Source organism: Streptomyces sp. NPDC029956 (assembly GCF_055574655.1).
Genome location: NZ_JBVHZJ010000006.1, coordinates 164,053 through 179,145, shown reverse-complemented (window position 1 = coordinate 179,145; position 15,093 = coordinate 164,053). Strand labels below are relative to the sequence as shown.

12 protein-coding genes and 2 tRNA genes are annotated in these 15,093 nt (G+C 72.6%); 7 read left to right on the top strand and 7 right to left on the bottom strand.

Annotation, left to right across the window (positions count from 1 at the left end):
- Positions 1–2: 2 nt before the first annotated feature.
- Entirely contained in the window at positions 3–629 is a 627-nt protein-coding gene (locus ACZ4XX_RS07000) for a peroxiredoxin-like family protein (RefSeq protein ID WP_468506898.1), read from the bottom strand.
- A gap of 70 nt (positions 630–699) precedes the next feature.
- Here ACZ4XX_RS07000 and ACZ4XX_RS06995 point away from each other — a divergent pair, with 70 nt between their 5' ends.
- From ACZ4XX_RS06995 to ACZ4XX_RS06980, 4 genes are all read left to right on the top strand, one after another.
- The gene (locus ACZ4XX_RS06995) at positions 700–1,314 is read left to right on the top strand and encodes a TetR/AcrR family transcriptional regulator (protein ID WP_468506897.1); all 615 of its coding nucleotides are present in this window, start codon (positions 700–702) and stop codon (positions 1,312–1,314) included.
- 144 nt (positions 1,315–1,458) lie between these two features.
- A complete protein-coding gene (locus tag ACZ4XX_RS06990) occupies positions 1,459–1,815 on the top strand; it encodes a hypothetical protein (RefSeq protein WP_468506896.1) in 357 nt (118 codons plus the stop codon).
- Positions 1,816–2,146: 331 nt separating this feature from the next.
- Positions 2,147–2,773, top strand: coding sequence for a bifunctional DNA primase/polymerase (locus tag ACZ4XX_RS06985; RefSeq protein ID WP_468506895.1), 627 nt, complete (start codon positions 2,147–2,149; stop codon positions 2,771–2,773).
- Positions 2,764–2,837 (top strand) — tRNA-Lys (locus ACZ4XX_RS06980). The genes ACZ4XX_RS06985 and ACZ4XX_RS06980 overlap by 10 nt, the downstream gene beginning before the upstream one ends.
- A 72-nt stretch (positions 2,838–2,909) precedes the next feature.
- Here ACZ4XX_RS06980 and ACZ4XX_RS06975 read toward each other — a convergent pair.
- The gene (locus ACZ4XX_RS06975) at positions 2,910–4,190 is read right to left on the bottom strand and encodes a M6 family metalloprotease domain-containing protein (protein WP_468506894.1); all 1,281 of its coding nucleotides are present in this window, start codon (positions 4,188–4,190) and stop codon (positions 2,910–2,912) included.
- 326 nt (positions 4,191–4,516) lie between these two features.
- On the opposite strand from ACZ4XX_RS06975, the gene ACZ4XX_RS06970 reads away from it, so the two are divergent.
- Positions 4,517–6,499, top strand: coding sequence for a putative bifunctional diguanylate cyclase/phosphodiesterase (locus tag ACZ4XX_RS06970; RefSeq protein WP_468506893.1), 1,983 nt, complete (start codon positions 4,517–4,519; stop codon positions 6,497–6,499).
- Between the two features lie 211 nt (positions 6,500–6,710).
- On the opposite strand, the gene ACZ4XX_RS06965 is transcribed toward ACZ4XX_RS06970, so the two are convergent.
- Together ACZ4XX_RS06965 and ACZ4XX_RS06960 are read right to left on the bottom strand one after the other, a co-directional pair.
- Positions 6,711–8,405, bottom strand: coding sequence for a glycosyl hydrolase family 18 protein (locus tag ACZ4XX_RS06965; protein WP_468506892.1), 1,695 nt, complete (start codon positions 8,403–8,405; stop codon positions 6,711–6,713).
- 297 nt (positions 8,406–8,702) lie between these two features.
- Entirely contained in the window at positions 8,703–9,776 is a 1,074-nt protein-coding gene (locus tag ACZ4XX_RS06960) for an LLM class flavin-dependent oxidoreductase (RefSeq protein WP_468506891.1), read from the bottom strand.
- A gap of 434 nt (positions 9,777–10,210) precedes the next feature.
- On the opposite strand from ACZ4XX_RS06960, the gene ACZ4XX_RS06955 reads away from it, so the two are divergent.
- Together ACZ4XX_RS06955 and ACZ4XX_RS06950 are read left to right on the top strand one after the other, a co-directional pair.
- A complete protein-coding gene (locus ACZ4XX_RS06955) occupies positions 10,211–10,969 on the top strand; it encodes an IclR family transcriptional regulator (protein ID WP_468506890.1) in 759 nt (252 codons plus the stop codon).
- A gap of 126 nt (positions 10,970–11,095) precedes the next feature.
- A tRNA-Lys gene (locus tag ACZ4XX_RS06950) sits at positions 11,096–11,169 on the top strand.
- 157 nt (positions 11,170–11,326) lie between these two features.
- On the opposite strand, the gene ACZ4XX_RS06945 is transcribed toward ACZ4XX_RS06950, so the two are convergent.
- From ACZ4XX_RS06945 to ACZ4XX_RS06935, 3 genes are all read right to left on the bottom strand, one after another.
- Positions 11,327–11,989, bottom strand: a complete 663-nt coding sequence (locus tag ACZ4XX_RS06945) for a response regulator (RefSeq protein ID WP_468506889.1) — start codon at positions 11,987–11,989, stop codon at positions 11,327–11,329.
- Entirely contained in the window at positions 11,920–13,224 is a 1,305-nt protein-coding gene (locus ACZ4XX_RS06940) for a sensor histidine kinase (protein ID WP_468506888.1), read from the bottom strand. Before ACZ4XX_RS06940 ends, ACZ4XX_RS06945 begins: the two co-directional genes overlap by 70 nt.
- A gap of 95 nt (positions 13,225–13,319) precedes the next feature.
- Positions 13,320–14,942 carry a serine/threonine-protein kinase gene (locus tag ACZ4XX_RS06935; protein ID WP_468506887.1) on the bottom strand — a complete coding sequence of 541 codons (1,623 nt, stop codon included), beginning with the start codon at positions 14,940–14,942 and terminating at the stop codon, positions 13,320–13,322.
- Positions 14,943–15,093 lie beyond the last annotated feature (151 nt).

Here is a 15,093-nt window from a genome sequence, read left to right as displayed (position 1 = left end):
CTCTACGGGGCCGGTTCCGCCGCCAGGGCGAGGAGTTCGTCGACCGACCACTGGTCGTAGACGTGCTCCCCGTACTTCACGGCGGCGACCCGGCCGTCGGGGGTGATCAGGAAGTCGGCGGGGAGCCCCAGGCGACCGCCCGGCTGGGTGCCGGCCGGCAGCCGGCCCCTGCCCCGGAGCAGCTCCCAGGCATCACGGAGCACGCCCCCGGCGATCGCGGGCCAGCCGCGCGGGTCGAGCAGGGCGCGGCGGTGGGACTCCACGCCGAACTCGGCGTACAGCACCTTGTCGGGGTCCGCGACGACGGCGAACGGCAGGTGGGCCACGTGCTCGCGGAGCTCCTCGGCGGGCGAGTGGAAGAACACGACCTCCCGGATCCCGGCCCGCTCGATCTCGTCGTGGCGCTGGGCCACCGAGCGCAGATGGAGGTTGCAGACGGGGCAGCCCGCGAAGCGCCGGAACTGCACATGAGTGGTCCGTGCGGGGTCGGGGAGGGTCAGCGCGGGGCCGGTCACCGGAGTGAGGGCGCGGCTCGGCACGAGGTCGCCGGGGGCCGGCCGGGTGCGGGGCCGGGTACCGGTGGACGTCGTGGGCGTGGTCGCTGAAGAGGCTGTCTGGGGCATGCGCATGGGCACCGTCCTCGTAGGCGTACGGCGTACTCCTAACAGCGTAGGCGTAGGACGTACGCTGTCAACCGTCATGCCACGCCCCCGCTCCCTCACCCCCGACCGGCTGGCCGCCGCCGCCCTCGCCGTCATCGACCGCGACGGACTCGCCGCCCTCTCGATGCGCACCGTCGCCAAGGAACTCGGCATGAGCCCCATGGGGCTCTACCGCTACGTCGCCGACCGCGAGGAGCTGGAGGGTCTCGTGGTCGACCGCGTCCTCGGCGACCTCGACACCACCCCGCCCGCCGCGGACGCGCCCTGGCGGGACCGGATCGAGACCATGGTCCGACGACTGCGCGACGCCGTCGTCCGCCATCCCGAGGCCGTGCAACTGACCCTCACCCACCGGCACCGCGCACCCGGCGGCCTGCTCTGGTCGGAGACCGTGCTCGGCATCCTGACCGAGGCCGGCATCGACGGCGCACGGCGGGTCGTCGCCCTGCGCGCGCTCCACGGGTACGTCACCGGGGCCATCCAGCTCGAACACCTCGGGCCGCTGGCCGGAGCCGGCACCTCGGCCATCGCCGCGCTGCCCGAGGACCGGTTCCCCCATCTGACGCAGACCGCGCGGACGGCCGGCCAGGTCGGCCCCGACCAGGAGTTCTTCGGCGGCCTGCGGCTGCTCCTGCGCGGCCTCGACGACTGACCACGCCCCGCCCCCCGACGCCCTCTTGCGGGGCGCGGGACAATGGAAGACGGCCCGGGGTTCCGGGCCGCCCGTGTGCGAGGAGCCGGTGCGCGACGCGCCGGTACGTACAGCGTGAACATGAGCGTGAAGAGGAGAGCGACGATGGCGGAACCCGCGGAGCGGAGCGGACAGCGGCGGCTCAGGCCGGCACCGCTGGTCTTCGAGCCTGCCGAGGCGACCGCCGACCCGGAGCACTTCTTCGACCTGGAGTCGATAGAGGATCCGCGGGAACTGCTGTCCCGCGCGACGGAGCTGACGCTGGCCTTCCGCGCGGCGACGGACCGGGCGACCGAGTTCCAGGCGATCGCGGCGGCACAGCTGGCGGATCCCCGTCGGTTCGACCGCCTGACGCCGGCGGACGTCGCCGAGCGGGCGGAGTGGACCGAGGACTACGCCCGGAAGATGATCGAGTTCGGCCGCGACCTGATCAGGACGAACGGCATGCCGACGGAGGACTGAGCCGTTCCGGCGGAGGACCGAGCCACTCCCGCCGACCCCCCCGGACCCCTCCAGGCGCCCCCGGGCCCCCCAGGCGCCCCCGGGCCCCCCAGGCGCCCCCGGGCCGCCCGGGGGGCTCCGTCGTTCGGGTGACCCCGGAGCCACCCGGAGGGCTTCGTCGTCCAGGCACCCCCGGTCCGCCCGGAGGTCCGCCCGGAGGGCTTCGGCACACATGGCCGAAAACCACCCGTGGCATATACCGGGGGCGCAGGTTACTCCTCACCCTCCCGCTCTGTCCGGAATTCCGTGAACTCTCGGCGACCACTCCGTGACAGCCGGTAGACCTGGACGCATGACGACGTGGACGCGCGACGAGACGCAGCACGACATCTTCCGGTTCCTCCGGGAGGGCGACGAGGGGCGTCACCAGACCGCCCGGGTGACCGCCGACGGTGCCTCCTGGCTCGCCTCCGCCACCGGGAACCGGGAGGCCGCGCTCACCCGCTGGGAGTCCCGGCCGGACTCCCCGGCGGCACTGCCCTGCGGGGCCGCCTTCGACGTCGTCAACGTGGACCCGGTCTTCGGGCGCCGCATGCTGGACCGGCTGTGGGAGGAGGGCCCGGGTTCGGGGCCCGTCGCGGTGCACCGGGGCCGGATGATGCTGTTCGCCGCGCCGGGCACGGCCCAGCGGCTGCCGGCCCTGCTCGACTGGGAGGAGTGGGGGGAGGCGGTCCCACGGCCGCTCTGTCACGGGATCGGGGACGCGGTGACCGTGCCGCCCCTGGTGCCGTCCGGCCCCGCCGGGCCCCGCTGGCTGGTGGCGCCCGACACCCGGAACCCCTGGCTGCCCGGCCCCGAGGTCGTGCTCTGGGCCTGCGTGCGGGCCGTCCGGGCCGCTTCCGCCGCCGACGTGCGGGTATCGATTTTTCCTCCCGCCGATCCGGGTGCTAATGTCTACGACGTCAGCAGGCGCCGCTAGCTCAGTTGGTTAGAGCAGCTGACTCTTAATCAGCGGGTCCGGGGTTCGAGTCCCTGGCGGCGCACAGACAGAAGAAGCCCCTCGCGGAAGCGAGGGGCTTCTTCGTGTTCCCGGTGTGCTCACCGGTCCCGGCCGCTCAGTCGACGGCGGGCGGGGTGATCCTGACCGTCCAGGCGCCCGCCCCGGTGCGTTCCGTGACCTCCACCCGTACACCCGTCCCGGGCACGGTGAGCGTCTCGCCCTCCTCCAGCGGGGCGTCCGCGAGCGGCGGGTAGACGGAGCGGTCCCAGCAGGCCTCGGTGCGCGGGTGCGCGTCGACGACCTCGACGGGACCGTCGCCGGAGGCCGCGGTGCCCCGGACCCGGTAGACGAGGACCCCCTCGGTGCAGGTCTCGGCGTTGTTCCCGGCGCTGCCCCGGGCCTCGACCGCGAGGACGCTGTCGGGACCCGTACGGACCACGGCGAGCCGGGTCCCCAGGCTGGCGCCTGGCGTGGGCTGGGCGTCGGTCGGTTCCAGGCTCACCATCCGGGGGCCCGTCCCCTGGACACAGGCGATCTGGGCGAGCGAGAGCCAGCCGAGCTTCCACTTGTGCCAGCCGAAGAGGTCCGGGGAGAGGCCGAACTGGCTGCCCATGACGTCCCAGTCACCCACATGGGTGTCCCAGTCGCCCTTGCCGTCCGCCGGACGGTGGTAGAGGTCGGGCAGGTCGAAGACGTGCCCGGTCTCGTGGGCCAGCACGTTCCGGTCGGGCGGATGCCGCTCGAAGACGGTGACGACCCGCTTGATCTCGGTGCCGTCGACCTCCATCGGCTTCTCGAGGTTGACGACCTTGGTCGCGTCGGAGTCCACGCCGGGCGCGTCCGGGTCGGCGACCAGGTAGACGATGTCGTACTTGGAGAAGTCGACGTCGGCGTCGGAGGCGGCGATCGCGTCCCGGAGATAGGCGGCGCGCTGTCCGGCGTCCCAGTCGCGCTGTATGTCGTACGCGCTCGACTCCTTCGGCATCGGGGTCCAGACACTCTGGGGGTGCGGACGCAGACTGAAGCGCCCGTAGGAGGCGCGGGTGAAGTACTCGCTGGTGGCGGGGAAGTGGTCGGCGGCGAGTTCGGCCGGATCGGTGAGCGGCTCGGAGTCCGGGAACGACAGGAAGATCATGACCGCGTCGAGGGTGCGGTCGGGGCGTGGATACGACCTGTTCCAGGTGTCGAGGCCGAGCGAGTGATGGGCCGCGGTACGGGGCAGGGCGCAGGGGCTCGCCGAGGGAGCGCCGACGGCGGGGCCGGCGACGAGCCCGGTGGCGGCCAGGGCGGCGAACGAGGTGAGGGCCGCCGCGCCGGCGCGGAGCCGCGAGCGGTCCACTCCCCCGGGTGGCTGCTGACCCCTCACGTGGACCTCCGGATCGGGAATGCGGGACACTCCACCCACCTTGTGACGGTTTGCGGCGTTTCGCACGTTTCCGCTGCCCCGGTCGGGTGAGGGCGCGCCACGCGGTCGACGCGACACGGACGCGTTTCAGCTCACGGAAAGTCACATTCGGTCACTTCGTCATCGACCCGTGTCAGACCCGCGCAGAAACGATCGGGCGGGGTGTGGCGGTGGGCGGTCTCACAGCAGCGGGCGCCCCCCGGAGCCGTCTCGAAGCTGGAACGCTCCCCCATGCGGGCTCTATGATCGGCACACTCTTCCTTGGCCGACCGTCCCGACCACATGTGACCGGCCCGACTGCACTACGGGAGCGAGCGGTGAGCGGAACCCCCGAAGGACCGGTGCACCCAGAGCCGCCGGAGACACGCGCGCCGGAATCCGCGCTCACGGAGCGTCACCCCCGGTACGGCGCCGAGCCACGCGTCGGCTGCTCCCCCTCCGAACTCCGCGACTACCGGGCCGCGTTCCGCGTCGCCCAGCTCGCGATGGCCGTCGTCGACCAGGACGGCGTCGTCGTCGCGGCCAACGACTCCTTCGGCACCCTCCTCGGCGCCGCGCCGGAGGCGCTCCGGGAGCAGGCCGCCTCCGACCTCGTCGACCTCGCGTCCGACGGGCGCACCTGGCACGCGTACCGCGAGGTGCTGCGCGGTCGGCGCTCCCGCTTCCGCTGCACCCGCCGCCTCAAGCACGCCGACGGGCGATCGCTGTGGGCCGAGGTCACCGTCGCCCCCGTGCCCGACAGCCGGCGCGTCCTGCTGTCGATCGCGGACATCAGCGACCGGCGCGAACTCCAGGCACGGCTGCGGCACCTCCAGATGCACGACCCGGTGACCCGACTGCCCAACCGCGCCCTGTTCTTCGAGCGCCTCTCGGCGGCGCTGGAGGCCTCGGCGCAGGACGCGGCGGACGTCGCGAGCGCCGAGGCCGTCGCGGGCACCGCGAGCGCCTCGGCCACCGTGGGCAGGACGGGGGCGCCCGGCGCGACGGGTCCGACGGGTCCGATGGGCCCTGGCGGGACGATCAGCTCTTCGTACGAGTCCTACGGGTATGGCAGAACAGGGCGGATCGGCCTCTGCTACCTCGACCTCGACGGCTTCAAGGCCGTGAACGACACCCTCGGCCACCGCGTCGGCGACCGGCTCCTCGCCGCCGTCGCCGCCCGCCTCACGGAGTGCGCGGACAGCGACGGCTACACCCGCAGCGGCGGTCATCTCGTGGCGCGACTCGGCGGGGACGAGTTCGCGATCCTGGTCGAGGAGTCCGCCGGCACGGAGCAACTCGCCGATCTGGCCCGCTCGGTGCTGTGCGCGCTCCAGCAGCCCTTCGACCTGGGCAGCCAGCGGCTCTCCGTCTCCGCCTCGATCGGCGTGGTCGAGCGCGCCGGGTCCGGCACGACGGCGACGGCCCTGATGCAGGACGCCGACACCACGCTGTACTGGGCGAAGGCGGACGGCAAGGCCCGCTGGACCCTCTTCGACCCGGAGCGCAACGCGCACCGGATGACCCGGCAGGCGCTCTCTTCCACCCTGCGCCCGGCCGTGGAGCGCGGGGAGTTCGCCCTGGAGTACCAGCCGCTGGTGGATCTGGCGGACGGGGCGGTACGCGGGGTGGAGGCGCTGGTGCGCTGGAACCACCCGCAGTTCGGCGCCCTTCCGCCGAATCGGTTCGTCGGGATCGCCGAGGAGGACGGCTCCATCGTGGAGCTCGGCCGCTGGGTGCTGCGCACGGCCTGCCGACAGGCCCGACAGTGGCAGAAGGACCATCCGCGCGAGCGTCCGATCTTCGTCAGCGTCAATGTGGCGGTGCGTCAGGTCTGGGACTCCGACCTGGTCGCCGACGTGGCCGGCATCCTCGCGGAGACGGGGCTCGCCCCGCACCTGCTCCAGCTGGAGCTCACCGAGTCGGCCGTGATGGGCTCCGCCGGCCGGCCGCTCCAGGCGCTCCAGGCGCTGAGCGACATGGGCGTGCGGATCGCGATCGACGACTTCGGTACCGGCTACTCGAACCTGGCCTATCTGAGCCGGCTTCCGGTCTCCGTGCTCAAGCTGGACGGTTCCTTCGTCCGCGGCTTCCAGGACGAGGAGCACGCCAACCCGGCCGACGAACTGATCGTCGAGGCACTGGTGCAGCTGGCCCACCGACTGGGCCTGACGGTCACCGCCGAGTGCGTCGAGACCTCGGGGCAGGCGAGCCGGCTGCGCAGGATCGGCTGCGACACGGGGCAGGGCTGGTTGTACTCGCGGGCGGTGGCACCGGACCGCATCGCGGAGTTGATCGGCACGGAGCCGCTGCCGGTCTGAGGCGCGTACGTGGTGCGGACGGGCCCGGGGGCACGAGGTGTCGACGGGCCCGGGGGCACGACATCGCCCGCGGGCCCGAGGCGTGGCACCACCCCCGGCTCCGGCCGGAGACATGGAACTGCCCCCGGCCGGAGGGACATTCCGGGCGGGGGCAGCGGTTCATGCGGGGTTCAGCGGGTCACGTGAGGTTTCCCGGGTCCCGGTCAGGGCCTCAGCAGGCGCCCTGGTCCTTCCAGACACCCCACTCGCCGGTGGTGCCGGGGGCCTCGTTCTGGGTCCACCACTGGGCGAGCCACTTGCGGCCGTTGTGCGAGACGACCGTGCCGCCGTTGTAGACCGTGCCGGCCACGTACGCCGGGACCGAGCCGCAGCCCGTGGGCGGGGTCGTCGGCGGGGTGGTCGGAGGCGTGGTGGGCGGGGTGGTCGGAGGCGTCGTCGGCGGGGTGGTCGGCGGGGTGGTGGTGGAGCCGAGCGCCGTGTTGATCTGCTTCAGCAGGGTGGCGTTCTCGTCCAGGCCGAGGAGCGAGTACATCATCGCGCCGCCCAGGCCGCGCTGCTTGGCGTAGTCCACCCGGGCCTGGATGGACTTCTGGTTGAGGCCGGTGAAGAACTCGCCGTCCTTGTAGAAGTACGAGGACTTCGCCTGGTCGTCCCAGAAGGTCGTCGCCGCGTTGTCGACGATGCCGCCGAGCTCCTTGTAGTGCGCGATGCCGGCCTGCTGGCTGAGCGGGCGGACGTTGGAGCCGCCGGTCGCGGTGCCCGCGAGACCGTTGGCGGAGCCGGCCGGGACGCCCTTCCAGCCGCGGTAGTAGAACTCGTAGCCCAGGGTCAGCTTGTTGGCGGGGAAGCCGCCGGCGATGCCGTAGGCGGGCTTGCCGTCGATCCAGGAGTCGATGGCGTTGTCGATCGAGTACTTCTCGGTGCCCGGCGCGATCACGTCGGTCGGGTCGTTCGAGCCGGAGTACAGCGGGGACTGGTGGTACGTCGGCCCGTCGCCGTCCCAGGCGCCGTGCATGTCGTACGTCATGATGTTGGCGTAGTCCAAGTACTGGCCGATCTTGTCGGTCTCGATGTACTTGATCTTGTCCTGGCCGGCCGGCATGGCGGCGGTCAGCATGTACTTCTTGCCGCCGTTGGCCGCGCCGTGCTCGTCGAGCTGCTTGCGGAACTCGGCGAGGAGCAGCGTGAAGTTCTGCTTGTCCTCGGGGGCGTAGTGGTTGCCCAGGTGGCCGCCGGAGGAACCGGGGTACTCCCAGTCGATGTCGATGCCGTCGAAGATGCCGGCCGCCGTGCCCGCACCGCCGAAGCCGCCCTCGACGGGCAGGTTGCCCTTGATGTACTGGTCGATGCAGGAGGAGACGAGCTTCTTGCGGCTCGCGTCCGTCTTCGCCGCGTCGCTGAAGTACTTGGAGTACGTCCAGCCGCCGAGCGAGATGTTGATCTTCAGGTGGGGGTACTTCGCCTTCAGTTCCTTGAACTGGTTGAAGACGCCCACGATCGGCTGGTCCCACTTGTCGGCGACGCCGTCGACGCTGTCCGCCGCGCTGAAGGACTTCTGGTAGTCGGCGTACGAGTCGCCCGCACCGTCACCCGCGTTGGGGTTGTTGTCGTCACCCGCGGCCTTGTTGGCCATGAAACAGGTGAGGTTGGTGGGGTGGATGTTGCCGAACGAGTAGTTGATGACGTCCAGCTGGCCCGCGATGCCCCGGGTGTCGAGGTGCTTGGGGTAGAACGCGTTGCCGTAGACGCTCCACTGGTCGTAGTACGCGATGCGCACACCGCCCGCAGCGGCAGTGGTCGTCGTGTCGGCCGCCTGGGCGGAGCCGAGGCCGACGGTCGCCGCGAGGGCGCCGGCGGCGAGGGCCGTGCTGAGGAGCGCGGCGATCAAGGGCTTACGGGGGTGCACGTGCGGCCTCCATCGGGGGGAGTGCGGGGGTGGTGCCGTACAGGAGCTGGAGCAGTGATAACCGGCACGTGAACACTGCGTCAATGGTCTGAACCAGATTGAGGACTAGACCAATTCGAGGAAGAAAGGCCTCGTCAGAGGCGTGCAGCACAAAACGGAACCGCCCGCCACCATCGGTGACGAGCGGTTTAAGGTTCACTTAGGGGTGGAGCGGGGCCGGATCCGTGCAGGAACCAACCGGCCGCGGCGACCAGGGTTTTTACCCGGGCGTCCCCGGCCCGGAACAGGTGTCGCGCCCTACTCCTCCGGCAGCTCGGGGAGTTCGTACGCGTCCGCGATGAGCTCGTAGCTCCGCAGCCGCGCCTCCCCGCCGTGCGCGTTGGCCGTGATCATCAGCTCGTCCGCGCCCGTCCGCTTCCCGAGGTCGTCCAGGCCGGTACGGACCTCGTCGGGGGTGCCGTACACGACGTTCGCCAGCCACTCGTTCACGAACTCCCGTTCGGCGGGGCTGTACCCGTACGTCTCCGCCTCCTCCGGCGTCGGCACGAGACCGGGCCGGCCGGTGCGCAGCCGCAGCATCGCGAGGGCGCCGGAGAGGACCTGGCGGTGCGCCTGCGCCGCCTCGTCGGCGGCGAGCGCGGCGACGCCGATCATCGCGTACGGCGCGTCGAGCACCTCGGAGGGCCGGAAGGACTCCCGGTAGAGGTCGAGCGCCGGGACCGTGTTCCTGGCCGAGAAGTGATGGGCGAACGCGAAGGGCAGGCCGAGCAGGCCGGCGAGACGTGCGCTGAAACCGGACGAGCCGAGCAGCCAGATCGGCGGCCGGCCCTTCGGGCCCTGCACCGGGCCGGGCACGGCATGGATCCGGGCGTACCGGTGGCCGTCCGGGAAGTCGTCGTCCAGGAACCGGGTCAGCTCGGCGAGCTGCTCCGGGAAGTCGTCGGCGCCCTCGTTCAGCGTGGCGGTGCGGCGCAGGGCGGCCGCGGTCGCCCCGTCGGTGCCGGGCGCGCGCCCGAGACCGAGGTCGACCCGGCCCGGGGCGAGGGCCTCCAGGGTGCCGAACTGCTCGGCGATGACCAGCGGGGCGTGGTTGGGCAGCATGACGCCGCCCGAGCCGAGGCGGATGCGCCGGGTGTGGGCGGCGAGGTGGGCGAGGATCACCGCCGGGGAGGAGGAGGCGACGCCGGGCATGGAGTGGTGTTCGGCCACCCAGTGCCGGTGGAAGCCGCGCCGCTCGGCGAGCCTGCTCAGCTCGACGCTGGTGGCGAGCGCCTGGCTCGCGGTCCTGCCGCTGCCGACGGTCACCAGGTCCAGCACGGACAGCGGCACGGGCGCGGAGCCCCGCGCCTCTCCTCGAATAGCGTCGGTCACCTTCGGGACCCTCCTCGGCAGACGTACGGACTCGTGAACGACCCGCGGATCGACTGAACGACCCGTGGATCGGCTTGGATCCGATGACAACAGGAGGGTGTCTCCGTTTATTCCGCCGGCTCCACGGGTGCCTTCCGATGCTTCTCGGCCACCGCAGGGGGCCGGAAGGTGACCGGAACGACCGCCACCGCGTCCGTTTCCCCATAAAAAATCTCGCGTTCTCCCAGGGCCGAACGCATGGGCGAACCCCTCCACGCACGGCCCTGACCTGAGACTCTCCGGACCACTCATGACGTAGGCATATGCCAGAGTGGTGCACCCCAGACCAGGGCCCGGACGCTCCGCATCATTCTCGCCAACAGCCGCCCCGCAAACGGCGCTTGGCGGCTATCGTGGTACGAAAGCTTGCGGTCACAACCTGGTAGGGGGAAACCGTGGCGCTGAAGCCCGAGCCCACCGCGCCGTTCCACTCGGTGCAATACGCCTTGCGCGTCCTCGAGACGATCTCACGGCACGGTGGCGGAGTGACGGACGTCCAGATCGCGCGCGAATCCGGCCTGCCCGTGGCCCACCTCTCCTCACTGCTCCTCATGCTCCGCCGTGAGGGGTACGTCGAGCAGGTCGCCGACGGCGCGTACGTCATCGGGGACTCCCTCGTCCTCCTCGGCTCCGGTCTGACCCGCCGCGAAGCCCTGGAGGCGAAGCTCCAGGAGACCCTGACCGAGCTGCGCGACTCCGTCGGCGCGGCGGTCTACATCAGCCGGTACATCGACGGCGAGGTGAAGATCACCCAGTTCGCCGACGGTCCGCGCACTCCCAAGGTCAACGAGTGGGTCGACTTCCGCTCGGCCGCGCACGCCAGCGCGGTCGGCAAGTGCCTGCTCACCCAGCTCGACCAGAACGGCCGCCGCGACCACCTGTCCCGGCACAAGATCGCCCGGCTGACCTCCCGGACGATCACCAGCGAGCGGATCCTCTTCTCCAAGCTGGACAGCCAGCCGCCGACCGTCCCGGTGCTCGACCTCCAGGAGTACGCGGTGGGCACGGTCTGCGCGGCCGTTCCGCTGACGGCCGGCTCCGCCGTGGGCTGCCTGGCCCTCTCCCTGCCGATCGAGCACGCCCACCGGCTGCGCTCGGCGGCGGACACGCTGAACCGGCGGGCGGCGCCGGTGGTCATGGCACTGGCGATCTGAGGGACCCGGGACCCGGGAAGCCGAGAGATCCGCGGCAACCGGGCCATTCGGGGGTCCCTGCGGCGCGGCCCCGCGGGGTGGTCATCAGCACCCCGCGGGACCAGGTAGTATTTTCTCTGTCAGCAGGCGCCGCTAGCTCAGTTGGTTAGAGCAGCTGACTCTTAATCAGCGGGTCCGGGGTTCGAGTCCCTGGCGGCGCACAGACAGAAGAAGCCCCTCGCGAAAGCGGGGGGCTTCTTCGTGTCCCGGTGGTCCTGGTGGTTTCGGTGGGCCCGGTCGTCCCGGGGTCCCCAGGCATCCGGGTCCCCGGTCCCCTCCCTCGGCCGCCCGGCCGCCCGGCCCCCGGCTTCCCTGCCCTCAGGCCCGGAGGTAGGTCAGGACGGCGAGGACCCGGCGGTGGGTGTCCTCGGCCGGCGGCAGATCCAGCTTCGCCAGGATGTTGCCGATGTGCTTGCCGACGGCGGCCTCGGTCACGACCAGACGGCGGGCGATCGCGCCGTTCGAATGGCCCTCCGCGACCAGTCCCAGGACCTCGCGCTCGCGCGGGGTCAGCGCCTCCAGCGGATCGCGGTGCCGGCGGAGCAGCTGCCGTACGACCTCGGGATCGACGACCGTCCCGCCGTCCGCGACCCGGGCCAGCGCGTCCAGGAACTCCTCCACCTGGCCCACCCGGTCCTTGAGCAGATAGCCGACGCCCGTGCCGTCGCCCGCGTCGAGGAGATCGGCGGCGTAGCTGCGCTGCACGTACTGGCTGAGGACGAGGACCGGCAGGGCGGGACGCGCGGCGCGGAGCGCGACCGCGGCGCGCAGCCCCTCGTCCTGGAAGCCGGGCGGCATCCGGACATCGGTCACGACGATGTCCGGGTCGTGGGCGGCGACCGCCTCGCGCAGCGCGTCCGCGTCCCCGACGGCGGCGACGACCTCGTGGCCGAAACGGGCCAGCAGCCCGATCAGTCCCTCCCGGAGGAGGACGCTGTCCTCGGCGAGGACGACGCGGAGCGTTCGCTCAGTGCGGGGCATGGGATCTCCACTCGGAGGAGGGTCGGCCCGCCCGGCGGGCTCATGATCGTCAGTGTGCCATCGAGGACGGCGATCCGGTCGGCCAGGCCGGTGAGACCGGTCCCCCCGGCCGGGTCCGCGGCGCCGCGCCCGTCGTCCTCGACGTCGATCCGGAGGACACCGTCGGTGTGCCGGGCGGTGATCGAGGCCCGGCTCGCCCCGCTGTGCTTGCCGATGTTGGCGAGGGCCTCACAGCCGGCGAAGTAGCCGGCGCTCTCGACGGACTCCGGCAGCCGGGGCAGTACGACGTCCGTGGCGACGGGCACGGCGGACCGGTCGGCGGCGTCGGCGAGGGCCGGACCGAGACCGTAGTCGGCGAGGACCTGCGGGTGGATGCCGTGGATCAGCTCGCGCAGCTCGGTCAGGACCTGCCCGGCCTCCGCGTGCGCCTTCGCCAGCTGGTCGGCGAGCGGACCGCCCGGCGGGGCGTCGAGCCGGGCGAGCCCGAGGGTCATCGTGAGGGCGACCAGGCGCTGCTGGGCGCCGTCGTGCAGATCGCGCTCGATCCTGCGCCGCTCGGCCTCGAAGGCGTCGACGAGCCGGGCGCGGGAGGCGATGACCTCGCCGATCGCCCCCCGCTCCGTGGACTCGCGAGGGGTCAGCAGGGCACGGGCGAGGGCGGCGCGGGCCCCGGCGACGGCGGCGAGCGGGTAGGCGAGGGCGACGAGGAGCAGGGCGCCGAGGAGGGCGGCGGCGAAGGCCTCCGGATAGGAGGACACCAGGTACGCCTTGACGACCTTGGCCTCCTCGCCGTTCACGGCCAGCTGGACGGGAGCGCCGAGGAGCAGCACGGGCAGGCCGATGCCGACGGCGACGGCGAGGAGGTCGAGCGGCCACAGGACGGTGGCGAGGAGCAGGGCGTACGCGAACTCCCGCCAGGTCGCCTGCTCCCCCGCCCGGAGCCGGAGCCAGGCGGCGAGGCCGGGGGCGGTGGGGACCCGGTGCGGGTCGGATACGGGGTCGAGGTCGACGAGCCGGAGGCGGCGGCGCTCGATGCCGCCGAGCGCGAGGCCGGAGAGGAGGAGCGGCGGCAGCCCCACGAGGAGGACGGAGAACAGCCCGAGCAGTACGAACACGGCGCACACGGCGGCCCCGAGGAGCGCGCCGGTCGCCAGGTACACGACGGCTCGCCAGGGCCAGGGGCCGAGAGGGAACCGGGGCCGGGTGAGCGCCTGCCAGGGGGTACGGGGGTCCATGAGGCCCACGCTAGGCCGACAGGGCCTAGGCGGCGGGACCGGGGGGCGGGCCACGGGGGCGGGACGCTCTTCTCAGGATGCCCCCGGCCCGAGGCTCAGGGCGCGCGCCAGACCGTCAGGTCACCGGTCACGAAGTTGATCCCGCGCTGCGGAAGCGCCGTCGACTTCACCTGGATGACGAACAGGGCGATGTCTCCCGAGGGGTGCTCGATGCAGATCTCACTGCCGGCCGCCGCCCATGACAGCTCGAGACTGCGGGTCGGCTCGGAGTCGAGGGTGGTGCGGCACTCTTCGAGACCGGCCCCCGGCTTGCTCGCCCGCAGTTGCATGCGGCTGGCGCTGCTCTCCAGAGCGCAGGAGTCCTTGCAGACGAGGCGGATGTCCCCCTTGCGGTTCGTGCGCTCGACCGGCTCCTTGATGCTCATCGAGTTCTCCTCGGTCAGCATCCGGAACGGGTAGGGGACGGCCTGCGGCGCCTCGGGGGTGGTCGGGGAGGGCCGCGACGCCTCGTGGGTCCGGCCGCCGTCCTTCGCGGCGGGACCGTCCTTCTTCGGCGTACCGGACGGCTCCGTCGCGCCGGGGGGAGTCGTGCTCGCGGACGCCCCGCGGTCGCGGATCCGCTCCGCGGCGTCCATGACCGTCCAGGTCAGGCCGGTCAGGAGGAGGGCGCCCGCCGTGACGGCGGCGGCCGTGACGAGCGCGGTGCGCCGCCTCCGGGACCGTCGTTCGTCCGGTCCCGTCGGCCGCTCGTCCGGCGCGGGCGGCCACGTCCCCGGCCGTGGCCGCGGGACCAGCGGCAGCGTGTGCACCGGGGTGGGGTCGGGGACCGGATCCGGCACCGTGGGCTCGGGTCCGGTGACCTCCCGCCAGACGGCCGGGCCCGCGCCCGCGTCGGCGTCCCGCCCGAGTCGTTGCCTGCACCACTCGACGACCTCGGCCGGGGTGGCCCGCTCCTCCGGAGCGGCGGCCAGGCATCGGGCGATCAGTGGACGGAGCTGCGGGGGAAGGAGGGACAGGTCGGGTGCGGAGTGCACGATGCGGTAGAGCACGCCGACGGACGGGCCCTCGCCGTACAGCGGTTCTCCCAGCGCCGCGAAGGCCGCCGTCTGACCCAGCGCGAAGATGTCCGTCGCCGGCGTGAGTTCACCCGCGGACGCCTGCTCGGGGGCCATGTACGCGGGCGTGCCCATCGTGGTGCCGGTCGCCGTGTGCGAGGAGATGTCGGAGGCGAGCGAGATGCCGAAGTCGATCACTCGTGGGCCGTCGGCGGCCAGCAGTACGTTCGACGGCTTCAGGTCACGGTGCACGATTCCCGCGCCGTGGATGGCTTGCAGCGCCTCGGCGACCCCCGCCATCAGCCACAGCACCGCCGGCACGGGCAGCGGCCCGCGCCGGGCGACGGCCTCGGACAGGGACGGGCCTGGCACGTACAGCGTCGCAAGCCAGGGCGGTACGCCGTCCGCGTCGGCGTCGATCAGCTCGGCGGTGTACGCGCCCCGGACGCGCCGGGCCGCCTTGATCTCCCGGCCGAACCGGTGCCGGAAGGCCGGGGAGTCGGTCAGTTCCGGCCGGACGACCTTGATCGCCACCGGACGGCCGCCCGGTGTGTGCGAGAGGTAGACCCGGCCCATGCCGCCCGCGCCGAGCCGGGCGGCGAGGCGGTAGCCCGCCACCACGGGCGGATCGTCCGCCTGGAGTGGCTGGAACACCTCGGTCATGTCGTCCCTCTGCACCGGTCCCCCGTATCCCGCGACCGGCGGCGGCGCCGGCCGATGGCAGCAGCGTAGGCGGAGGGGCTCCGGGACCCGCCGTCAGGGTTCTCGATTCCGGGCGCGCGCAGCGCCGAAGACCGGCGGCGCGCCCGGTGGT